Annotated in this window: 20 protein-coding genes; 3 read left to right on the top strand and 17 right to left on the bottom strand. The window is 64.9% G+C overall.

All coding sequences use genetic code 11. The annotated features are described in order from the left end of the window. Nucleotides 1–51: 51 nt before the first annotated feature. The gene (locus JOE31_RS05935) at nt 52–408 is read right to left on the bottom strand and encodes an L-rhamnose mutarotase (protein WP_209742578.1); all 357 of its coding nucleotides are present in this window, start codon (nt 406–408) and stop codon (nt 52–54) included. Nucleotides 409–634: 226 nt separating this feature from the next. Here JOE31_RS05935 and JOE31_RS05930 point away from each other — a divergent pair, with 226 nt between their 5' ends. Beyond that, the gene (locus JOE31_RS05930; RefSeq protein WP_209742577.1) at nt 635–1678 is read left to right on the top strand and encodes a LacI family DNA-binding transcriptional regulator; all 1044 of its coding nucleotides are present in this window, start codon (nt 635–637) and stop codon (nt 1676–1678) included. 5 nt (nt 1679–1683) lie between these two features. Here JOE31_RS05930 and JOE31_RS05925 read toward each other — a convergent pair whose 3' ends face one another. From JOE31_RS05925 to JOE31_RS05895, 7 genes are all read right to left on the bottom strand, one after another. Continuing rightward, a complete protein-coding gene (locus JOE31_RS05925) occupies nt 1684–1875 on the bottom strand; it encodes a hypothetical protein (protein WP_209742576.1) in 192 nt (63 codons plus the stop codon). A gap of 29 nt (nt 1876–1904) precedes the next feature. Then, entirely contained in the window at nt 1905–2576 is a 672-nt protein-coding gene (locus JOE31_RS05920) for a DUF1961 family protein (protein WP_209742575.1), read from the bottom strand. Next, nucleotides 2577–3278, bottom strand: a complete 702-nt coding sequence (locus JOE31_RS05915; protein WP_209742574.1) for a rhamnogalacturonan acetylesterase — start codon at nt 3276–3278, stop codon at nt 2577–2579. A 44-nt stretch (nt 3279–3322) separates the two neighbouring features. Then, nucleotides 3323–4195 carry a carbohydrate ABC transporter permease gene (locus JOE31_RS05910; protein WP_209742573.1) on the bottom strand — a complete coding sequence of 291 codons (873 nt, stop codon included), beginning with the start codon at nt 4193–4195 and terminating at the stop codon, nt 3323–3325. Continuing rightward, nucleotides 4195–5169: a sugar ABC transporter permease gene (locus JOE31_RS05905; RefSeq protein ID WP_209742572.1), complete on the bottom strand. Its 975-nt coding sequence runs from the start codon at nt 5167–5169 to the stop codon at nt 4195–4197. The genes JOE31_RS05910 and JOE31_RS05905 overlap by 1 nt, the downstream gene beginning before the upstream one ends. Continuing rightward, complete coding sequence (locus JOE31_RS05900) at nt 5166–6695, bottom strand: extracellular solute-binding protein (protein WP_209742571.1); 1530 nt, start codon at nt 6693–6695, stop codon at nt 5166–5168. Before JOE31_RS05900 ends, JOE31_RS05905 begins: the two co-directional genes overlap by 4 nt. A gap of 137 nt (nt 6696–6832) precedes the next feature. Next, nucleotides 6833–7513, bottom strand: a complete 681-nt coding sequence (locus tag JOE31_RS05895) for a YesL family protein (protein WP_209742570.1) — start codon at nt 7511–7513, stop codon at nt 6833–6835. Nucleotides 7514–7818: 305 nt separating this feature from the next. On the opposite strand from JOE31_RS05895, the gene JOE31_RS05890 reads away from it, so the two are divergent. Then, nucleotides 7819–9927 carry a DUF6807 family protein gene (locus JOE31_RS05890; protein ID WP_209742569.1) on the top strand — a complete coding sequence of 703 codons (2109 nt, stop codon included), beginning with the start codon at nt 7819–7821 and terminating at the stop codon, nt 9925–9927. Nucleotides 9928–9959: 32 nt separating this feature from the next. Here JOE31_RS05890 and JOE31_RS05885 read toward each other — a convergent pair whose 3' ends face one another. The 6 genes from JOE31_RS05885 to JOE31_RS05860 all read right to left on the bottom strand — a co-directional run bounded on the left by JOE31_RS05885 (nt 9960) and on the right by JOE31_RS05860 (nt 16589). Next, nucleotides 9960–11204: an extracellular solute-binding protein gene (locus tag JOE31_RS05885; protein ID WP_307864377.1), complete on the bottom strand. Its 1245-nt coding sequence runs from the start codon at nt 11202–11204 to the stop codon at nt 9960–9962. A gap of 199 nt (nt 11205–11403) precedes the next feature. Continuing rightward, nucleotides 11404–12687, bottom strand: coding sequence for an MFS transporter (locus JOE31_RS05880; protein ID WP_209742567.1), 1284 nt, complete (start codon nt 12685–12687; stop codon nt 11404–11406). 60 nt (nt 12688–12747) lie between these two features. Further along, nucleotides 12748–13374, bottom strand: coding sequence for a Poxvirus protein I5 (locus JOE31_RS05875; protein WP_209742566.1), 627 nt, complete (start codon nt 13372–13374; stop codon nt 12748–12750). Between the two features lie 6 nt (nt 13375–13380). Beyond that, nucleotides 13381–14310, bottom strand: a complete 930-nt coding sequence (locus JOE31_RS05870; RefSeq protein WP_209742565.1) for a carbohydrate ABC transporter permease — start codon at nt 14308–14310, stop codon at nt 13381–13383. Beyond that, the gene (locus JOE31_RS05865; protein WP_209742564.1) at nt 14307–15260 is read right to left on the bottom strand and encodes a carbohydrate ABC transporter permease; all 954 of its coding nucleotides are present in this window, start codon (nt 15258–15260) and stop codon (nt 14307–14309) included. Before JOE31_RS05865 ends, JOE31_RS05870 begins: the two co-directional genes overlap by 4 nt. A 45-nt stretch (nt 15261–15305) precedes the next feature. Beyond that, nucleotides 15306–16589, bottom strand: coding sequence for an ABC transporter substrate-binding protein (locus tag JOE31_RS05860; RefSeq protein ID WP_209742563.1), 1284 nt, complete (start codon nt 16587–16589; stop codon nt 15306–15308). Between the two features lie 183 nt (nt 16590–16772). Here JOE31_RS05860 and JOE31_RS05855 point away from each other — a divergent pair, with 183 nt between their 5' ends. Then, entirely contained in the window at nt 16773–18788 is a 2016-nt protein-coding gene (locus JOE31_RS05855; RefSeq protein WP_209742562.1) for a beta-galactosidase, read from the top strand. A gap of 153 nt (nt 18789–18941) precedes the next feature. Here the strand turns inward: JOE31_RS05855 and JOE31_RS05850 are convergent, their stop codons facing one another. From JOE31_RS05850 to JOE31_RS05840, 3 genes are all read right to left on the bottom strand, one after another. After that, entirely contained in the window at nt 18942–20303 is a 1362-nt protein-coding gene (locus JOE31_RS05850; RefSeq protein WP_209742561.1) for an ABC transporter substrate-binding protein, read from the bottom strand. A gap of 234 nt (nt 20304–20537) precedes the next feature. After that, entirely contained in the window at nt 20538–21482 is a 945-nt protein-coding gene (locus JOE31_RS05845) for a carbohydrate ABC transporter permease (RefSeq protein ID WP_011693152.1), read from the bottom strand. After that, nucleotides 21472–22416 carry a carbohydrate ABC transporter permease gene (locus tag JOE31_RS05840; RefSeq protein ID WP_043483689.1) on the bottom strand — a complete coding sequence of 315 codons (945 nt, stop codon included), beginning with the start codon at nt 22414–22416 and terminating at the stop codon, nt 21472–21474. Before JOE31_RS05840 ends, JOE31_RS05845 begins: the two co-directional genes overlap by 11 nt. Nucleotides 22417–22558 lie beyond the last annotated feature (142 nt).

Below are 22558 nucleotides of genomic sequence, written 5' to 3'. Positions count from 1 at the left end.
CTGCGGTATTTGGGTGTGGTGCTGCGGCCCCGCTGCTGGAGCCCGGGTGATTCAGCTTGCGGTGGACTCCGCCGCCGCAAGCTGATCGTCAAGATTGAAGACTTCCCCGAGGACCTGGAACCCTTCATCGGGTGCGCGGTCCGGGTTTTCCGGGTTGTCAAAAAGAGCGGCCATTTCCGCCTGCCAGCGGGCGTTGACTTCGGTGAGCGCCATCCGCGCCCTGACGGCGTCGAAGTCGTCGCATTCCACGTAGCCCACCAGCAGGCCGTCCGCGCCAAGGAAGAGCGAGTAGTTGTGCCAGCCTGCATCCTTCAGCGCACGGAGCATCTCCGGCCAGACGGCGGCGTGCCGGCGCCTGTACTCATCGATCAGTCCGGGCTGGACTGAGGAGCGAAAACACACCCTCATCTGCGACTCTCCTGAAATTCCGATTCTTTGAATCGTTTCATTGTTACGATTCAAAGTACTCTTGAAGTCGAGTGGGTGTCAAGCAATTGTCAGTGGGTGGAAAGCCATTTTTCCGGCCGTATGCCGTTTCGCTAGTCAGGGAACGCGGACCGGGCAAGGACAATTGGGCCGGGGGTTGATCCAGGCGGTTGCACACGCCGCCCCGCAAGAGAGAGCTTGGAGAAACATGTCACGGTCAGCCAGCATCAAGGATGTTGCGAACCATGCCCGCGTGGCGGTGGGAACGGTGTCCAACGTCCTGAATTACCCGGACCGGGTTTCACAGCGGACCAAGGACCGCGTTCTGCAGGCCATCGACGAGCTCGGTTTCGTCCGCAACGACGCAGCCCGGCAGCTCCGGGCCGGGCACAGCCGCACCATCGGCCTGATTGTGCTGGATGTGGGCAACCCCTTCTTCACCTCCGTGGTCCGGGCCGCCGAGGACGCCGCCGCCCTGCAGGGAAGTGCGGTCCTGCTCGGGGACAGCGGGCACGATGCGGGCCGCGAATCGAACTACATCGACCTCTTCCAGGAGCAGCGGGTCCAGGGCCTGCTGATCTCGCCCGTGGGCGATGTCACCGAGCGCCTCGACCAGCTGCGTGAGCGCGGCGTGCCCACCGTCCTGGTGGACCGGCTGGCCGATGAGACGAAGTACAGCTCAGTTTCCGTTGACGACGACGCCGGGGGTTACCTCGCGGCACGGCACCTGCTGGACATCGGCCGCCGTCGGCTGGCTTTCGTGGGAGGCCCGACGTCGATACGCCAGGTGGCGGACCGTCTCCAGGGGGCGCAACGCGCCGTCGCTGAGGTTGCGGACGCTTCACTGGAAATTCTGGATTCGGCCGGACAGACCGTCCTGGCCGGCCGGGGCGTGGGCGACCAGCTGGTCCGCCGCAGCGCCGGCGAACTGCCGGACGGCGTGTTCTGCGCCAACGACCTGCTGGCCCTCGGCGTGATGCAGTCCCTGACCATGCTGCACAGGCTGCGGATTCCGGAGGACATCGCCCTGATCGGCTATGACGACATCGACTTTGCCGTGTCAGCCGTGGTGCCGCTGTCCTCGATCCGTCAGCCTACGGAAGCGCTGGGCCGGACGGCGATCGAGCTGCTGGCGGAGGAACTGGAAGCCGACAAACCCAAGCACCGGGCCGTGATCTTCACCCCGGAGCTGGTGGTGCGCCAAAGCACCGCCGGCCCCGAGGGCTCTTCAGACCTGCCGGGCGATCACTGAGGCGATCACCAGGGGGCGAGTTCGCCATAGAAGTAGGACGCTGTGACGCCGCCGTCCATGAGGAAGTCGCTGCCGGTGATGAACGCGCCGTCCGGATCACCCCACAAGGAACTGCAGCCCCTCGGCATCACGGCCATCGCCGAAAGCAAGAACCCGCCGTCCTTGGTGGTGCTGGGGGCGGACGCCGGTATGCCCATGGCCCGCCGACGAGGCCGTCCACTGCCGGTCAGATCTTCTCGACCCTGAGGTTTCGGTAGGCGGCACGCAGCGGTGCCATCTGCCGGAAGCCGAGATAGCCTCCGCCCAGCACCTTGTCCGACGTGTCCGTCCACGCAAAAAGGGGCAGCCCGTTGATGGAGAACGCCACATGCGGGCCGTCCTTGACGAGTTCCATGCGGTAGAAATCCCGGGCGTCCTCCGCGGGCGGCAACGGGTCAGCGCCCTGGGCCACCAGTTCAAAGCCGGCACTCTTGCGCAGGTTGCACGTCCGGAAGGCCCGCTCGGAGTCGTACTTGTGCCGGAAGTAGGACACATGGAGGGCGTCGATGTCTCCCGAATGGTACTGCGGGTAGTAACCGGTGCGCTGCGGGAGATCCGCCGAAAAGAGGTCCCGGCCGGCGTGGCCGCTTGCCGAAAAGAACAGCATGGCCAGCCCCGGCTCGGCGAGGGGCAGGAACTCCCAGCTGATCCGGATGCCGTCCGGGAACTCCACCGGGCACCAGAACGTCCAGTGCGCATGGTCCCCGAGCTCGTCGTCGTCCGCCGGGCCGGATAGTTCGAGGGCGCCGTCGCGGGTACCCAGGCCCAGGGGTCCTTCGGCCACCCAGTCGGACACGTCGGGCGGGCCGGCAAGCGGGTTGGAGTACAGCAGGTCCGTGCCGGGCCGTGCCGTGCCCACCTAGCCCCTTCCCGCCGTCGTGAGTCCCGCCGTCGTGCCCTTTCGGGAGTCCGGCAGGGCATCCCGGCCGAATCCAAGCAGCGCAAGCCTGCCGGCAACTTCCTCGGCGACCAGCGACGCACCGCGCAGGGAAAAGTGCGTGTTGTCCGCCAGCCCGTCCGGCCAGTGGGCGTGCTCGCCGGGAGCGAAATGGCAGAACAGGGATTTCGATTCCTCGACGCCCAGCTCCGTGTACAGGCCGCGGGTCCAGGTGTTGAGGTCGACGACGGCGAGGTGCAGCTCGAGCGCGATCTCGCGGACCACTTCGGGATAGTCCTCCAGGCTGTCCTCCACGGTCCCGTCCAGGAAGTGCCGGCGCTCCACCGAAGTGCACAGCACCGGCACCGCACCGAGCGCGCGGACATCCGCCGCCATGCGGCGCAGGTTCGCTGCGTACCCGGTCCTGGCGGCAAGGTGAGGGCGCTTCTGGTCGTTGTGGCCGAACTGGATGAGCACCAGGTCCCCCGCCGCGGCTGTTTCCAGGAGCCGGCCCCAGAGCCCTTCCTCGCGGAACGACTCCGTGCTGGCCCCGCCTTTGGCGAAGTTGTGCACCGCAGCCCAGGTGTAGACGTTCCGGGGCAGCTGCGCACCCCAACCGCTCATGGGGTACTCGTGGGCGGGACAGGTGGCCACCGTGGAATCTCCGGCGAGCAGGATTTTCATGCTGTGCTTTCTGTTGGTGGGGCAGGCATCTGAGGTTCGGCCGCTCAGCCCTTGACGGAGCCGATGAGCATGCCCTTGGCGAAGTGTTTCTGCAGGAACGGGTAAAAGATCAGGATGGGCAGGGTGGCCACCACGATCACGGCGAATTTGATGCCCTGTTCCGGCGGGATGTAGTTCGGGTCCACGTTGCCGGTGCCGAGGAGGTCGGAGGAGGCGGTGACCTGGCGCAGGTACATCTGCAGGGTCCATTTGGAGTTGTCGCTCAGATACAGCAGCGGCGACATGAAGTCGTTCCAGATACCCACGGCGTAGAACAGCGCGAACGTGGCCAGCACGGGTTTGGACAGCGGCAGCAGGATGCGCCAGAGGATCCCGATTTCCGTGGCGCCGTCCATCTTGGCGGACTCTTCCAGTTCGGCAGGGAGTTCCTGGAAGAAGTTCTTGATGATGATCAGGCTGAACGGGTTGATCGCCGCGGGCAGGATCAGCGCCCAGTAGCTGTTGAGCAGGCCAAGGTCCTTGATCAGCAGGAAGGTGGGGATCATGCCGCCGGAGAACACCATGGCGAAGACCACCAGGGACAGGATCAGCTGGCGGCCGCGGAGGTTCCGCTTGGCCAGCGGGTAGGCCATGGTGACGGTCAGGATCAGCTGGATGACGGTGCCCACTGCCGTGACCAGCACGGTGGTGATGAGCGCGCGGATGAAGGCCTGGGTGGAGAAGATGTATTCGTAGGAGCCCAGGCTGAACTGCTCAGGCCAGACGAAGAAGGCCCGGCGGGTGATTTCCGCTTCGGTGGCGAAGGAACCGGCGAACACGTAGATGAAGGGCAGCAGCGTCAGGACGCCGATCAGCACCAGGAAGACGTAGTTGGCGGCGTCAAAGATCCTGCCGCCGGTGGTGTTGTGAATCTTCATTAGAACAGTCCGCTCTGGTTGAACCGCTTGGCCAGGGCGTTGGTGCCGAAAATCAGCACGATGCCCACCAGGGATTTGAACAGGCCCACCGCGGTGGAGTAGGAGTAGGCGCCCTGGGTGATGCCGACGAAGTACACGTAGGTGTCAAAGACGTCCGCCACATCGCGGTTGAGGGCGTTGGTCATGAGGTAGATCTGTTCGAACCCGGTGTTCAGCATCTGCCCGATCGCCAGGATGAGCATCACGATGATGGTGGACCGGATGCCCGGAAGCGTAATGTGCCAGACGCGGCGGAACCTGCCCGCGCCGTCGATGATCGCGGCCTCGTACTGGTCCTGGTCCACCGTGGCCAGGGCGGCCAGGAAGATGATGGTTCCCCAGCCGGTGTTCTTCCAGATCTCCTGCAGCACAATGAGCGGCCGGAACCACGCCGGATCGGACAGGAAGTCGATGTCGGTGCCCAGCACGGAATTGATGAACAGGAACAGCGGCCCGAAATCCAGGGCGAACAACAGGAAGCTCAGCGACGCCACGATGGTCCAGGACAAGAAGTGCGGGATGTAGACCAGGGTCTGGACCGTCCGTTTGAGGATGGAGAGCCGGACCTCGTTCAGCAGCAGCGCCAGCACGATGGTCAGCGGGAACGCGATCCCCAGGTTCAGGAACGCCAGGATCAGGGTGTTGCCCAGCAGCCGGCCGAAATCAGGATTACTGAAGAAGTCCTGGAAATGCTGGAAACCCACCCACGGGCTGGCATTGACGCCCAGGAACGGGACGTAGTCCTTGAACGCGATGCTGACCCCGTACATCGGGGCGTACCGGAAGACCGCAAAGTAGACCACGCCCGGCAGCAGCAAAAGATAGAGCCACTTGTAGTGCGCGAAGTGGACGGCGAAGCGGCGTCGCCGCCCCGGGGCAGGCGCCGGTGGCGGCGCCTGCTCCGGGGTTTTGACGTCAACGGTGGACGTTGTCACTTGCTGTCCTGCCAGAGCTTGTTGATCTCTTCCTGGACCTTGTCGCCGCCGCTGGTCTTCCACAGCTTGATGGCGTCCTTCAGGCCCTGCTCGTCGATCTGGCCGGCCAGGTACTTGATCCGGGCGTCGGCCACGATATTGTCCAGCTGCGCGCCCTTGGCAACGTAGGTGGGCGACACGAAGGCCGCGGCCGGGTTGTAGACAGCGCTCTTCAGGTCCTCCGCCATGACCTCAACGCGCTTGTCGAAGACTTCCTGCTCATAGTCCGAAGCCTGTTTGACCGGGTAGAAGTTGTTGCCGGTGACGTTGGTGCCCAGCTGCGCGTAGCTCTTGATGTCCGTGGTTACGGCCTTGCCCTCCGGGGTCTCGGGCTTGATGGTGGCTGCCTTGCCGTCCTCCACAGTGAAGTTCACGCCTTCAATGCCGTTATTGAGGAGCGTGGCCACGTCCTTGCCGTTCATGGTGTTCAGGAATTCCAGGACGTTCTTCAGCTCAGCCTCGGTGCGGACGCTGGTCTTGGGGACCGCAAGGAACCCTGAGTAGCCGTCCGTCGGGTGTGAGTGCAGTACGCCGTCCGGTCCCTTCAGGTTGCCGACGAAGCCCACCTTGTTCTGGAAATCGTTCGGGTTGGCCTGCTTGAACAGGTTGATCAGCACGCTGACGCGGGAGTCGACGTCGACAATGATGCCGCCCTTGCCGTTGAAGAACGGCTCGTTCCACTTGGTGCCGTCGAAGGTGGCGAAGTCCGGGTTGATGAGCTTCTCGTCCACCATCTTCTTGACGAACCGGTTGGCTTCCAGGAACTCCTCGGTTTCGAAGCTGGGGATCAGCTTGCCGTCCTTTTCGGTCCAGCGGTTGCCGGCACCGTACCACTCCTCGATGATGTCGTAGGGGCTGTTGGAGCCCAGGGCGCCCCACTTGGGAATGGTGATGCCCCAGGTATCATTCTGGCCGTTGCCGTCCGGGTCCTGCTCGGTGAAGGCCCTGGCCACGTTGTAGAGGTCCTCGGTGGTTTCGGGTGCCTTCAGTCCCAGCTTGTCCAGCCAGTCCTGGCGGAACATCACGGCTGCGCGGATGGGGTTGCGGGCCCGAAACACGCCGTAGACCTTGCCGTTGACGCTGGCGTTCTTCTCGACGTCCGGGAAAGTGGTCTTCAGGTTGGGGTACTCGTCAAGCTTGTCCGTGAGGTCCCAGAATGCCCCCGCCTCGGCGTTCTTGACGAAGCCCGGCGACTTGCTTTGAACCACCATGACCTGGGGGATTTCGGAGGAGGCCAGGGTGATGTTCATCTTGTCCTCGTAGGAGGCGTTCGGCGTCCACGTGATGTTCACGTCCTTGCCGGTGAGCTCCTCGAGCTTCTTCTGCACGGCGCCGTCAGCGGACGGTGGCTGCGCCTCCAGGAAAGGCGCCATGACGCTGATCTTCGAGGAATCCGCGGCCGGCGCTTCACCCCCGCTGCACGCTGTGAGGGTGAGGGCGGCGGCGGTAACGACGGCGGCCGCCAGGCTGAGTTTTCTACGGGTCATAGTGTTTTCCTTTTCCACTTCTTCGGGGTTGGTTCGGGTCTAGTCATTGCAGGTCAGGTGGTGCAGTTCAGGTGGCATCATGAGGCGGCCCGGCTATTGATACGTTTCACTCATAGCTCCGCCCAGTGCCCGGCTCCTCACGCAGCGGGGGCTCCAACCATTGCCGCCGGGCGCGCGGCGTCCGAGGCGTCCGCGGCATCACCGGTCACGGATTCGTCGTTCGCAGCGAAGAACCGGTCGCATAGCCAGCCGGTCACGTAGAGCCATGCTCCAACACTGAAGAACGGGATCAGTCCGGGGAGAGCCTGGCTGGCGAACAGCGCGGCGGCGGTCACGAAGAGCAGGATTGCGGTGCCCGCGAGGTGCCTGAGCGCAAACCGCGAGGACATCAGGAGGTACTGCGGGAGGGGAAGTTCATAGCGGGCAAACATCGGGAAGAGGTGGCAGGCCACCGCCACCAGGAAGATCGCGGCAACGAAGGCGCCGGCAGCCATCAGCTGGGACAGGAGGTCGCCGGAGCGGGAGAAGTAATTCCAGTTCAGGGCCAGGGCCGCTCCGGCCAGCAGGACCGGCAGCGCCAGGCCGTTGCCGCGTCCGAAGTTGCGGCCGTATTCCTTAGTGAAGGAGCGAAGCAGCGGGGCGGCCTCGCCCCGGACCCTGCGGCGCACCAGAATCTGCGCCGCAGCCGTGGCGGGGCCTACGCCCAGTACGCCCAGGCCGGCGAGCGAGAACACCATCCACAGCAGATTCAGGCATGCAATCCACAGCAGGGTGTCGAAGAACGAATATGCCTTGGCGCTAAAACTTCCAGCCAGCACAGCTAGCCCCCTTCGGATCTCCATCGTTGCAGAAACGGGGGCCGCAGTGGTCCACGTCACGTCAGTAAGCGGTTTCTCGAAAATCTAGACGCTTTTGAAGCGCCGGTCAAGGTGAATTTTGAATCGTTACATAATGAACCCGCCGGAGTTAGACTGTTGGCGAGAGTAATATGGAAAGCGCTTACCACGAGTGTCAGCAGGCCGCACCGGCCTACTCTGACAGCGGCGGCAACGGGCCCCTGCCCGGCGATTTCCAGCAACGACACCGACGTCAAACCCCGTCCCGGGGACAGAAGAGGAGAGCCATGGGCACACTGTCCGCGCCCGTCCCGGAAAAAGGCAGAATTCCGGCAACAGAAGTCACGATCACCTCCGCCGCGGCGAGGGTGGCGCTGGTAGGGGTCCACGGCTTCGGAACCCACCACCTCCGCAACCTCGAAAGGCTTCAGAAGGACGGGGCGGTCGCGCTCGTGGCTGTTGCCGACCCGAATCCCCCGGCCGACGGCGCGCTCCCTCCCGAAACCGCAGTCTTCGGCAATCTCGACGACCTCCTGGCCGCAACGCCTGGGCTCGACCTTGTCATTGTGGCCACTCCCATTCAGACGCACGCACCCTTGGCACTCACGGCCCTCCCCCATGCCGACCTCTACCTCGAAAAGCCCCCGGTCGCTTCCCTGGCCGACTTCAACCGGCTGCAGGACGCCGCCGCGGCTGCCGGACGGAGTGTCCAGGTCGGCTTCCAGAGCCTCGGTTCGCATGCCCTGAAGGCCATCGAGGACCTGCTCGAGGCCGGCGAAATCGGCACCCTCCTGGGAATCTCCGCCACCGGCCGCTGGGTCCGGGACCGCGCGTACTACGCGCGGTCGCGCTGGGCGGGGAAACGAAGCCTGGACGGCGTCGACGTCGTGGACGGTGTGGCCACCAACCCGCTGGCGCACGCCATCGCCACCGCCTTGAGGATCGCCGGCGCACGGACCGTGGACGACCTCGCCTCCGTGGAAACGGACCTCTACCGCGCCAACGACATCGAATCAGACGACACCTCCGTCATCCGTGTCCGCACCGCCTCCGGCCTTCCCGTGACCTGTGCGCTGACCCTGTGCGCCAAGGAGTCCGTGGAACCGTACGTCACCCTGCAGGGCAGCGAAGGAACCGCGGTGTTCCACTACACCGAAGACCGCCTCAGCGTCAGCACTGCCGCCGGCGAACGCCACGAGGTGTTTGGCCGGGACGACCTCACAGAGAACCTGCTGGACCATCTGCGGCACCGCCGCCAGGACCAGCACGGACGCGCGCCGCTGATCAGCTCCCTTGCGGACAGCGGCGCGTTCATGCGGGTACTGGAAGCCATCCGCACCGCCGAAGCCCCGGCTCTCATTGCCGGGGAGCACCTGGAGTGGGTGGGCGACGGCGACTCGGCCCACGCCGTCGTCTCCGGCATCGAAGATGCACTGGAGCGGGCGACGGCGGCGCACGCCACCTTCAGCGAGCTGGGCCTGCCCTGGGCCCTGCCGGCGGCCGGCGGCGCAGACATGTTGTCACTTTCCGTGCAGGACACCGGGCACGACGGCGGCCCAGCAACCGGCGTGCACAGCGGCGCCACCGCGCTGGCCACCCTGCGGAACGGCTCCGGCGTCGCAGCCCGGCTCTCACCCCGTCCCTACCTGCATCCGGTGCGTTCGCTCGGCGGCGTCACCGTCACCGACCACCTTCCGGCGGACCACCCGTGGCACCTCGGCGCCGGCGTCGCCCTGCAGGATGTGAACGGCACGAACTTCTGGGGCGGCAAAACCTACACCCGCGCTGCCGGAAGATATGAGGAACGCCCGGATCACGGCCGGATCGTGCAGCTGTCCGCAAGGGCAGAGCCCGGATCGCCGGGCGGCGACTCCCTCCATCAGGAACTCAGCTGGCAGGCGCCGGACGGCAGCGAACTGCTCCGCGAGCTCCGCACCACCCGCGCCGGCCGGGTGGACGCCCGCACCTGGCGGCTGGACCTGGCAACGGAACTTACCGCCGTCGTCGACGCTTCGCTGGGCGGCCCCGGCTCCAACGGTGCTGCCGGAAGCGGCTACGGCGGGTTCTTCTGGCGGCTGCCCGCGTGCTCCGCCGCGAGTGTCTTTACCGCCGACCGGCAGGGCGAGGCAGCTGTCCACGGCTCCGCCTCGCCCTGGCTGGCGTGGACGGGAATCTTCCCCGGGGGCGCGGCCAGCCTGGTGTTCGCCGCCCCTGCCGAGGCGCCGGACCCCTGGTTCGTCCGCCTGTCCGGCTACCCCGGCGTGGGCTCCGCCCTGGCGTGGGACCGGCCCGTGATCCTCGCCGCGGGAGAATCCGTCCGGCGCTCCTTCACGGTGTGGATCGCAGCAGGCACGCTGTCCCCGGCGGAAGCTGCGGAATTGGCCGATCACCGCTAACCCGCGTTGGCGAGGTGCACTGGCCGAGCGCGCTAGCCCAGTGCGCTCCTAAGTTCCTCGATCGACTTCTTCGCGGCTTCCTCCGGGCTCACCCTGCCAAAGTGGACCTCGGTGGTGAAGCGGGTCAGGATCTCCGAGGCCGGGCTGGACCCTGCCGGCGGGACAACGGGAGCATCGCCCACTTCATCCGCAATGTCGTTGATGAAGGCGGCCGTGGCGGCGTCCGCCGCGCTCAGCTTGGGCGTGATGGCGTCGCGCACCTCGGTATTGCCGGGGATGCCGCGGTCAGCCAGCGCGATTTCACCGGCCTCGACGCTGTTGGCCAGGAAGTCGATGAACTGTTGAGCTTCCTTCGGGTGCTTGGTGCGCGAGCTTGCGGACCAGAGCTGGGACGCTTTGTAGTACTGCTGCGCCGATTTGGCGTTACCGTCCGTGCTCGGCGGCCGCTTGATTTCCAGCGGCTGGCCGGAAGCCTTGGTGAGGGCGCCGAGCTGGTTGGACCACAGCCAGCCCATGGCGAACTTGTTCGTGGCCAGGCCTGTCTGGTCCAGCGCGGCGGTGGCCTCTTCGGTCATGACCGAAGCCGGCGGCACCGACTTCGCGTCGCGGAGGCCGGCTTGGAACTCGAAGTATTTCGTGGCGTCAGCCTCATCGAATCCCAGCTTCCCGTCCGAGGTGAAGAGGGACTTCCCGTGCTGGCGCAACCAAAGATTGAACGATGCGTCACCCGTGATTGATCCGGAACCGTAGATGCCGGCCTTGCTGTTGGCCGTGATGTCCGCAGCCGTCTTCTCGTAGTCCTGCCAGGTCCAGGACTCGTCATCCGGCAGGGCCACGCCGCTGGCGGAGACCAGCGCGGGGTTGGCCAGTACCACCAGCGCATTCATGCCGGCCGTCACGGCGAACTGCCCTTCCGGTGTCTTGCCGGCGTCGGCCGCAGCCTTGTCGAATTTGGACAGGTCCACGTCCTTCAGATCCAGGAGCGCCCCGCGCTTGGCGTACTCACCGAGATATTGCAGGTCCATTTGGATGATGTCCGGGGCCTTCTGGGAGGCCACCTGGGTGGCGAGCTTGTCCCAGTAGCCGGACCACTCCCCGTATTCACCCTCGATCTTGATGTTCGGGTTCTTGGCCTCGAACGCGTCAATGAGCTTCTGGGTCATCTTGTGCCGCACGTCCGAGCCCCACCAGGTAAACCGCAGCGTCACCGGGCCGCCGGCATCGGACTGCGCACCGCCCCCGCAGCCTGAGAGGGTCAGCGCGAGGGCTGCTGCCACCGCCGCAATTTTGGGAGTCCGGGATCTCAGGGCGCGAAAAATCATTCGATGTCCTTTTGACGGCTGGGTTTTGATGGGGTTCGACTCGGCGAGAAAACGCTTTCTCATCTACCCTAAGTGTGCGCCCGGTCACAGTCAATAAGGCGGCGCTGCCGAGTTTTTGTCCAGATCGAGGGACATACCCAAGGGTTAGCTCGCGTTATCTGGACAAAAACTCAGTACTGGACCGCCGTCGGGCGTTCAGCCACATCAGCAGTCCGATGACGGCGGCGGACAGCATTCCGAGGGCTCCGGTCACCACGAGGCCGGTGCGCACACCGAACTCTTCCGTGAGCCAGCCGGCCAGCAGCCCGCCGAGGGCGTGACCGCCGAGCAGCAGCGGCAGGTAGAGCGCCAGGACGCGCCCGCGGACGTCCGCCCCGGCCTCCAGCTGGACGGTAGTGGCCGCACTGGTCAGGAAGAGCAGCGTCATGATGCCGACCAGCACCAGCATGGCCACGAACAGTTCCTGCGTGGGCATGAGCGCGGCCACGAGCTGGGTCAGCCCGAACAGCCCGGCACTCACCACGATCCCCCGCCGGCCCAGGGTCCGGAGCCGCGCCGCCAGCAACGCGCCTGCAAGGGCACCCGCGGCGCTGAACGTGTTGAAGATGCCGAAGCCGGCGGCGCCACTGTGCCAGACATCTTCGGCGAATGCCGCCAGTACCACCGGCCCGTTCATGCCGAACGCGCCGAGGAGCCCGGCCAGCAGCATTACCAGCAGGAGGGACGGCCGGCGGCGGACGTAGCGGAACCCCGCGAGGATCTGCCCGCGGCCCCGGAGAGGCGGCGGGCCGGGGTAGAGCCGGGACGTCCGGATCGCCGCGATCAGGCCAATCACCGCCAGGCATACGACGGCGTTCGCGGCAAAGGCGGCGGCGGAACCCGCCTTGGCGATCAGCAGGCCGCCCAGGGCGGGTCCAGCCATCGCGCCGAGCTGGCCGATCGCGTTGTTCAGCCCGATCGCGGGACGCAACGCGGCGTCGCCCACCACCTCGTTCACGAACACCTGGCGGGCCGGACCGTCGACGGCGGACGTGATGCCCAGGGCCACGCAACAGGCGTACACGGCCCAGACGGTGATGCCGCCGCCGGCGTCCAGGACCGCGAGGGCCAGGGCCAGCAGCGCGGTGATGAACTGGCAGATCAGCAGGATGCGGCGCTTCGGAAACAGGTCCACCAGGATGCCGCTGAGCGGGCCCACCACCAGCATGGGCAGGAATTGGAGCGCCACGGCCACGCCCACGGCAGCGGGGCTGCCCGTCAGTTGCAGGACCAGCCAGTCCTGGGCGAGGCGCTGCATCCAGACCCCGGTGCTGCCCGCGAGCTGAATGGCAATGAAGAGCCGGTAGTTGCGCTGCGCCAGGGGGTGGTACCAGCGAAGCGGCCGTTCTGAAGCTTGTTCTTGGAGGGACTCAGCGGACGGGGTGCGGTCGGAAGACACGTCTGGCTCAACTCGGTAGTGAAGTGGACCTGCTGGGACGGTGTGTGGGGGCTGGTGGTGCTACGCGCGCGCCGAGCGCATCTTGACGGCGGCCGAGGCCAGGATCAGGGTCCCGGGAACCACAACGAACAGGGCTGCCAGCATCCAGACGAACACCACTCCCGCGAAGAGGGCGGCGGCCAGCAGGAGGGAACCGGTCCAGTCGCGGAGCGAAATAGTCTTGGCGGTCCCAAAGGCTGCGGTCCAGGCGCTGCCCGGAGCCGCGGTGCCCGTAACGTCAGACCATGCAGCAGCGGTGCGCAGGAGCAGGACGGCTGCGGCGGCAGCCAGGATGAGGGTTGCCGGCAGGACCACTTCCCTGCCCGGAAGCTGCCCCACCCATGCGAGCAACAGGTTAAGGACAATCACGACGGCGGCTGCCGCCGTCGTGATTCCCAGCTTCCAGCTGCCCGGCAGCGCCGAGCGGAACGTGCCCCAGAGGGCGCGGAGGGAGTCATCCCTGCCGGAGAGGTGGCGTTCAAGGTGCGCGATCCCGGCGGCATAGGCGGCCGGGATGGTGACCATCGGAATGGACAGCACCAGCACCAGCACTCCGGCCAGGAGGGTCTCGGAAAACAGGGCAAAGCGGTTTACCGGGATGCGGTCGTCGCGGCCTGGGGCGGGCGTGGTGCTGTCCATGATGCTCATATCCTGTCAGCCCTTGAGGCCCTGGGTGGAGACGCCTTCGACGATGTAGCGCTGGAAGACCAGGAAGAAGATCAGGACCGGCAGCAGGGCCAGGACGGACATGGCGATCATGGCGCCATAGTCAGAGGACTGGGTCTGGTCCACGAAGAGTCGCAGGGCCAGCGGCAGCGGGTACTTTTCCGGGGTGTTGAGGTAGAGCAGGGGGCCGAGGAAGTCGTTCCAGCTCCAGATGAAGGAGAAGATCGACGTCGAGATCAGGGCGGGTTTCATCAGCGGGAGCATGATGGAGGTGAAGATCCGGACGTGGCCGGCGCCGTCGATGCGTGCCGCTTCGTCGAGTTCGGCAGGGAGGTTGCGCATGAACTGGACCATCAGGAACACGAAGAACGCGTCCGCGGCCAGGAACTTGCCGATCAGCAGCGGGATGTAGGTGTCCACGAGGCCCAGCTGCTGGAAGATGATGTACTGCGGGATGATCACCACGTGGAAGGGCAGCAGCAGGGTGGCAATCATCATGCCGAACAGCGCGCTGCGGCCCGGGAACTTGATCCGGGCGAAGGCGTAGGCCGAGACGCTGGCCGAGAGGATGGTGCCCACCACGGCGCCGATGGCCAGGACCAGGGAGTTGGTGAAGAACTGCAAGGTGGACACCCCGCCGATCCCCTCCATGGCGGTGGCGAAGTTGTCGAAGCTGAAGTTGCTGGACCACAGGGAGGTGTTGGTGCCGCCGATTTCGGCGTTCGGCTTGAAGGACGAGGCCACCATCCACAGCGCCGGGTAGAGGACGACGGCCGTGAGGGCGAGGGCCACGATGTGGAAAATGAGGCTCTTGGCGCGCTTGGCACCGACGGACTCGGACTTCGGGTTGTATTCGGGCGCCGGAGCGGGGGCGGTGCCGCCGGCTTTCGGCTGGGTGGGTGTTGCCATGGTTGTCATTTCGAATCACCGCTGTAGTGGACCCAGGACTTGGAGGTTTTGAAGAAGATGAGCGTGATGATGCCCACCACGATCACCAGGAGCCAGGCCATCGCCGAGGCGTAGCCCATCCGGAAGTCGGAGAAGCCGCGGAGGTAGAGGTAGAGGGTGTAGAAGAGGGTGGAGCCGGCCGGGCCGCCTTCACCGTTGGAGATGATGTAGGCAGAGGCGAAGATCTGGAAGGCGTGGATGGTTTCCATCAGCAGGTTGAAGAAGATCACCGGCGAAAGCATGGGCCAGGTGATGTTGAAGAACTTCCGCACCGGACCGGCGCCGTCCATGGACGCCGCTTCGTAAAGGTCCGCGGGGATCTGCTTCAGGCCGGCGAGGAAGATCACCATCGGGGCGCCGAACTGCCAGACGGTCAAAAGGATCATCATGGGCATGGTCATGGAGGGGTTGCCCACCCAGCCGCCAAGGTTGATGCCGAAGAAGGACAGGCCCTGGTCCACCGGGCCGGCGTCGCCGAACATCGCCTTCCAGACGATCGCGATGGACACGGACGCGCCGATCAGGGACGGGGCGTAGAACGCGGAGCGGTAGAAGCCCTGCCCCTTGCGCTTGCTGTTCAGGAGCATGGCCACCGCGAGTGCGGCGGCGAGCTTGAGCGGGGTGCCGAAGACCACGTAGGACAGGGTCACGCCCACCGACTGCAGGAACCGTTCGTCCTGGAACAGGGTGGTGTAGTTGTCCAGGCCGATCCATTTGGGCGGCTCGAAGAGGTTGTAGTTGGTGAAGGACAGGTAGAGCGAGGAGATCATCGGGCCCACGGTCAGGGCGATGAATCCCAGCAGCCAGGGCAGCAGGAAGGTGTAGCCGGCGCGGGCATCCGCCCCCCGCTGCCGCGACTTGCGCGGCAGCGGCGGGGTGGACGACGTCGAACGCCTGCTCAGGGTTGGGCTTTGAGTCACGAGTTCATTCCGTCAGTTGTGAACGTCGGGCAGACAATACGCTGCTCAGGCGTTCTGCTTGATGAGGTCTTCGGCTTCCTTGAACCAGGCGTCGGCCGCCGAGTCAACGGTCAGCTTGCCGAAGTTCAGGTCCGAACTGATCCGCTTGAACGAGGCCTCCAGGGTGCCGAAACCGACGATGGGCGGCTCGGGAGCATCCTTGAGGTACTTTTCGATGGACTTCTCGTAGTCCACCACGATCTTGTCGGTGCCCTCGAAGGTGGTGCCGTCGCGCTGCTTCTTCGAGGCGGGAACGCCGCGGGAGGTCTTGAAGATCTGGCCCACCTCGGGGTCGTTGATCATAAAGTCGATGAAGCGTGCGGAGGCGTCCTTGAACTTGGTCTTGGCGCTGGCCACCATGAGCATCGAGGGCTTGAGGAACAGGCCCAGGTTGTCCGGGTCGTCGGAGGGAACGGGGACGATCTTCAGTTCCTTGGCGCCGCTGTCGGCGAGGTAGCCGGCCATGAAGTTGTCCCAGGTGTTTTCCGCGACGGTCACGTTGGAGCCGAACGGCGACTTGGGTGCCAGCTGGGTGGTCCGTTCCTCGGAGACCAGGGCCGGGGTACCGCGCAGGTCCGAAGCCATGTTCCACCAGGTCTTCAGGTCGTCCTTGCTGAAGCCGAGCTTGCCGTCCTCGGTGAAGGCTTCGATGTTCTTCTGGCGGAGCCAGATGTTGAACTGCCACCAGATGCCGGTGAAATCCGTGGAACCGAAGAAGGTGCCGTTGCCCTTGGCGCCGACCTCCTTGAGCCAGGACTTGTATTCGTCGTAGGTCCAGCTGCCGTCGGGCTCGGAAACGCCGAGGGTCTTGAGCTTGGCAGGATCGTAGTAGACGGCGAAAGCGTTGGTGCTGGTGGGGATGCCGTAGGTCTTGCCCTTGATCTGGCCGGACGGCAGCAGCGACTTGTCGAAGCCCGAGGTGTCAATCTTCACGGTGCTGAGGTCCAGGAGCTGGTTCCGCTGGCCATAGTCCCGCAGGTACGAGAGGTCCCACTGCATGACGTCCGGCAGGCCGCCGCCGGCAGCCTCGGTGGCGCGCTTCTGCCAGTAGCCGGCAAAGTCGGTGAAGTTGCCGTTGACCTTGATGTCGGGGTTCTTGGACTCGAACAGTTCGATGGCCTTGCGGGTGCGGGTGGCGCGGTCATCGTTGCCCCACCAGGTGTAATTGATGGTGACCGGGTTCTGTGCCGAACCGGTCTGTGCGGGGGCGGACTGTCCGCACGCAGCCAGGGCTGCGGCAGATGCGGTGCCCAGCGCCACTGTGGTGAGGAAATTCCTTCTGCTGATCATTAGAGCCTCCTTGCTCGGTTGTGTAAGCGCGATTCCCTGTGATTCTCTTCAACGAGGGTGGTGACCTGGCTTACACGTGCTTTCTGAAACGATACAATATCCTCATTCACACATTTGGGCAAGCGTTTTCCAAACATCTGCTTTCATGCCATGATCGTGCACCGGCCTCGACGAAGGAGTCACATGTCATCCCAGGAAATATCCACTCCACCAGCGGTGTGGAGCAGCCTCGAAGGTATCGCCTACGGGGGCGACTACAACCCCGAGCAATGGCCGGCCAGCACCCGGCTGGAGGACCTGGAGCTCATGAAGGAAGCCGGTGTTACGTTCCTCAGCGTGGGCATTTTTTCGTGGGGCCTGCTGGAGCCTTCCGAAGGCGACTACGACTTTGGCTGGCTGGACGACGTCCTGGACAACCTGGCCGCAGCGGGCATCAAGGTGGCCCTCGCGACAGCAACTGCCGCGCCCCCGGCATGGCTGGTGCGCAAGCATCCGGAAATCCTCCCGGTCACCGCTGACGGAACCGTGCTGGGACCGGGCTCCCGGCGGCACTACACGCCGTCGTCGGCCGTTTACCGGCGCTACGCAACCGGCATCACCCGGGTGCTGGCAGAGCGCTACAAGGACCACCCTGCACTGGCGCTGTGGCACGTGGACAACGAACTCGGCTGCCACGTTTCGGAGTTTTACGGCGACGAGGACGCGGCCGCCTTCCGCCGCTGGCTTGAGCGTCGGTACGGGAGCATCGAAGCCCTGAACGCGGCATGGGGAACGGCATTCTGGTCCCAGCATTACGCCTCGTTCGAGGAGGTCCTGCCGCCCGCAGTGGCGCCGTCCACGCTGAATCCGGGGCAGCAGCTGGACTTCCAGCGCTTCAGCTCCTGGGCCCTGATGGATTATTACCGCTCCCTGCTCGAAGTGCTGCGCGAAGTAACGCCAGGGGTGCCCGCCACCACCAACCTCATGGTTTCCAGCGCCACCAAATCCATGGACTACTTTGACTGGGCCAAGGACCTGGACGTGATCGCCAACGACCACTACCTCGTGGCCGCCGATCCGGAGCGTCAGGTCGAACTCGCATTCAGCGCGGACCTCACGCGCGGCGTTGCGGGCGGCGAACCGTGGATCCTGATGGAACATTCGACGTCGGCAGTGAACTGGCAGCCCCGCAACCAGCCCAAGATGCCCGGCGAGATGCTGCGCAACGCCCTGTCACACGTGGCCCGCGGCGCGGATGCCGTGATGTTCTTCCAGTGGCGGCAGAGCTTCGCCGGTTCGGAGAAGTTCCACTCCGCCATGGTCCCCCACGGCGGACGGGACACGCGCATCTTCCAGGAGGTGGTGGGGCTCGGCGCCGCGCTCCGGAAGCTGGCCGCGGTGCGGGGATCGCGCGTTGAGTCGCGCGTGGCCATCGTCTTCGACTATGAGGCCTGGTGGGCCAGCGAACTGGATTCCCACCCCAGCCAGGATGTGAAGTACCTGGACCTGATGCGCGCCTTCCACCGCTCCCTGTTCCTGCGCGGGGTTTCGACGGATTTTGTGCACCCTTCCGCCTCCCTGGAGGATTACGACCTGGTGCTGGTGTGCACCCTGTACAACGTCACCGACGCCGCAGCGGAGAACATCGCCGCGGCTGCCGGCGCCGGCGCAACAGTCCTGGTCAGCTACTTCAGCGGGCTTGTTGACGAACAGGACCACATCCGCCTCGGCGGGTACCCGGGCGCGTTCCGGGACCTGCTGGGCATCCGGGTGGAGGAATTCCACCCACTGCTGGCCGATGCCACGGCCAAGCTCAGCGACGGCGGAGTGGGGCGCGTGTGGAGCGAGCACGTGCACGCGGCCGGGGCTGAATCGGTACAGACGTTCACGGAATACCCGCTGGAGGGAGTCCCCGCCCTGACGCGGCGCTCCGCCGGAGCGGGCTCAGCCTGGTACCTGGCAACCTTCCCGGACGGGGACGGCATCGAGGCGCTGGTGGACCGGCTGCTCGCCGAGTCGGGAGTTTCCGCAGTGGCGGAGGCGGACCACGGCGTCGAATTATCGCGACGCCGCACCGGCGACGGCACCAGCTTCATCTTTGCCATCAACCACTCACGCGCCGATGCCAGCGTCCGCGTGGCAGGGGCTGAGCTGCTGTCCGGCGAGCGGTTCACCGGCACGGTTCCGGCCGGCGGCGTGGCGGTGATCGCGGAGGACTGACCTGGATCGGGGCGGCACGGGCAGCCTTAGGCCGCCCGGGCCGTCCCGCCGGCCGCCCCGCCGCACCATGACAGAGGCCTGTCCGCAGAGCCTGGCCTAAAAGGTCAGGATCTGCGGACAGGCCTAGGTTTTCCGGCTGCTCAGCCCTGCGTGCTAGCTGCTGATGGCTGACTTCATTTCATCGACTGCCTTCTTGCCGGCTTCCTCCGTGGACAGCCGGTTGAAGAGAACCTCCGAGGTGTAGCGCTTGACGATTTCCTGGATGGCGCCCGCGCCCTTCGGCGGCGGTGCCGGGGCCTCGCCGAGTTCGCCCTTGATCTGGTCGATGAACTTGACCACCTTGATGTCGGCGGGGGTCAGCTTGGGTGCGATTGCTGCCCGGACATCGGAGTTGGGGTAAACGCCGCGGTCGGCCAGGAGCGCTTCGCCGGCCTTGGTGTTGTTGGCCAGGAAGTCGATGAATTTAGCGGTTTCTTCCGGGTGCTTGGTGCGTGACGAAGCTGACCAGAACTGCGAGGCCTTGTACCAAAGCTTGGCATCCGCTGAGCTGCCGGTCTTGGACGGGAACCGCAGGATCTGGAGCTCTCCGCCGGCGGCCTTCTCCAGCGCGGGAAGCTGGTTGGACCACCAGAACGCGAGTCCGTTCTTGCCTGTCGCCAGGCCGCTCTGGTCCAGCGCTGCGGCCTCGGCCTCAACCACTTCCGAGGCGGAGGGCACGGCCTTCTTCTCACTGAGTTCCTTCAGGAAAGCCCACCACTCGGCGATGTCGCCCGGCTCAAAACCCAGCTTCCCGTCGCTGGTGTACAGCGACTTGCCGTTCTGCCGGAGCCATACGCCGAGCGAGGCTTCATCGGTGCCGTAGGCCGCAGCGCCATACGTACCCTTCGGCGACTTCGCGGTGACCTCGGCCGCGATGCGCTCGAAGTCCTCCCACGTCCAGGTCTTGTCGTCGGGCAGCGCAACGCCTGCGGCCTTGAAGACTGCCGGGTTGGCCAGGATGGTTGCAGCGTTGATGCCGGCGGCAATGCCCGTCAGGCCGTCTTCGCTCTTCCCGGCGTTAAGGGCGGCTTCGTCAAGCTTCGACGTGTCAATGTCGTATTTGGAAAGGTCCAGCAGGGCGCCGCGGGAGGAGTACTCCGTGATGTATTTTTCGTCCATCTGGATGATGTCCGGGGCGTCGTTGGCAGCAACCTGCGTGGCGAGCTTGTCCCAGTAACCGCTCCAGTCGCCGAACTCCGGCTTGATCTTGATGTTCGGGTTCTCGGCTTCGAAGGCCGCGATCGCAGCCTGCGTCAGTTGCGCACGCTTGTCTCCTCCCCACCAGGAGAAACGGAGCTCAACCTTGCCGTCGGCACTTTGCGGGGCGGCTCCCCCGCCGCAGGCACTGAGGGCAAGGACGACGGCGGCAGCTGCGGCAACTGCGCCGGTTCGGCGGAGCCTCCGCCCGGCCCGGGCGGATGTGGCCTCTGCTGCGCCACGACTGGCGGCTGAGGCAGGGCGGGAAAATAGCGGCACTGGATTCTCCGATCTTCTTTGATCTTGAAAGCTGATTGAGTTCGAAAAGTGGGCTGGAAAGTTGACGAGAAAACGCTTTCTCATCACTGATGATACAAGCAAGCCACTTGTATTACAAGACGTTTGGCCTGCTGATTTAACGTTTGGCCTGCTGACTTAAACGGCCGCCCGACAAAAACGGGGTGGACGGGCGACGAACACCCATCCACCCCGCGCAGACGTGAGCCGGCAGGCCTATTTGATACCCGTCGTCGCGATTCCCTTGATCAGGAAGCGCTGCCCGAACAGGAACACCAGGAACACCGGCAGCAGGGACACGATGGACATCGCGAAGAGCGAACCCCAGCTCGTGGCGGACTGCGAGTCCACGAAGGCCCGCAACGCCACCGGAACGGTGAACATGTCCGGATCAGTCAGGTAGATGAGCGCCCCGAAGAAGTCGTTCCACGTCCAGATGAACGTGAAGATGGTGGTGGTGGCCAGGGCCGGCACCATCAGCGGCAGGATGACCCGCAGGAAGATCCGGGGGTGCCCCGCGCCGTCGATCCTTGCGGCCTCATCCAGCTCCTTGGGAATGCCCCGGATGAACTGCACCATGAGGAACACGAAAAACGCATCCGTCGCCAGGAGCTTGGGCACAATCAGCGGCCAGAAGGTGTTCACCCAGCCGATCTGCGAGAACAGGATGTACTGCGGAACGATGATCACGTGGAATGGCAGCATGATGGTCAAAAGCATGATGCCAAAGAACAGCTTCTTGCCGGTGAACTGCAGCCGGGCGAAGGCGTAGGCCGCCATGGAGCAGGAGATCAGGTTCCCCAGGATGGATCCCAGCACCACGATCGCCGAGTTGAGCATGTAGTGGCCGAACGGGTGGGTCAGGGCAGACCAGCCATCGGTGTAGTTGCCCATTTCCAGGCTGTTAAGCCACAGTCCCGGCTCGCGGAAGATCAGCTCGTTGGGCCGCAGCGAGGACACCACCATCCACAGGAGCGGATAGATCATCAGGCCGCCGGCGACGATCAGGATGGCGTGCTTCATCAGCGCCTTGCTGCGCTGCGTCCGGCTGAACGCCAGGGTCCCCCGGGACTCGCGCACCTTGGGCTTGCGGTTCGTAGGCTTGCCGGCACCGGGTGTCTTCTTGTCCGGAGCGGGCAGCGTCTCAAGCTTAGTCGTCATAGAAAACCCAATACTTAGAAGCGATGAAGTTGATGGCGGTGAACACACCGATGATGACCAGCAGGAACCAGGCCATCGCCGAGGCGTAGCCCATGTCGAACTGGCCGAAGCCCTTTTGGTAGAGGTACAGCGTGAAGAACATGGTCGAGTCGGAAGGACCGCCATTGCCGCCGGAGACGATGAACGCCTGGGTGAATGACTGGAACGAGCCGATGATCTGGAGCACCAGGTTGAAGAAGATGATGGGGCTGAGCATCGGCATGGTGATCCGCCGGAACTGCTGCAGGGTACTCGCACCGTCAACCTTGGCTGCTTCGTAGTACATGACCGGGATCTGGCGCAGACCGGCCAGGAAGATGATCATGGGAGCGCCGAACGTCCAGACGTGCAGCAGGATGATCGAGCCCAGGGCCGTGCTGGGATCCGAGATCCAGCCGGGCCCCTGGATGCCGAACATGGCCAGGACCTGGTTCACCAGGCCCGTGGTGCCGAAGATCTGCTTCCACAGGATGGCAACAGCGACTGAGCCGCCCAGCAGGGAGGGCAGGTAGAACACCGAACGATAGAACGGGAGTCCGCGCAGGCCTTTATCAAGAACCAGGGCGATCAACAGCGCGACGGCCAGCTGGAGCGGTACGCCAACGAAGACGTAGGTGAACGTCACCCGCAGCGAATTGTGCAGCCGGGCGTCGCTGAGCATGCGGGTGAAGTTGTCCAGGCCGGTCCATTCCGGCGGCTGGAGCAGGTTGTAGTCCGTGAAGGACAGGTACAGGGACATCAGCATGGGGCCGATGGTGATGGCGACGAGCCCCACCAGCCATGGCAGCAGGAAGATATATGCGGCCTTGTTGTCGCGGCCGTTGGCCTTTTTCTCCTCAGCAGTGGCTTTGCCCTTGCGGCGGGAGATCGAGCTGAGTTCGCTAATGGCGCTCACTGCGTCAACTCCGTCCGGCACAGCGGGCCCGCTGCCGGCATGCCTGCCGGGCGCGTAGCCCTGGGGATGTGTTTAGCGGCCATGTGGTCTCCTTTGGTCATCGTGGCCCTCCACGTCTTGGTGATCGTCTGCGCGATCAGTG

The sequence above is a fragment of the Arthrobacter sp. PvP023 genome, from assembly GCF_017832975.1.
Classification (GTDB): domain Bacteria; phylum Actinomycetota; class Actinomycetes; order Actinomycetales; family Micrococcaceae; genus Arthrobacter.
This window is presented reverse-complemented; position numbering and strand designations above follow the sequence as displayed.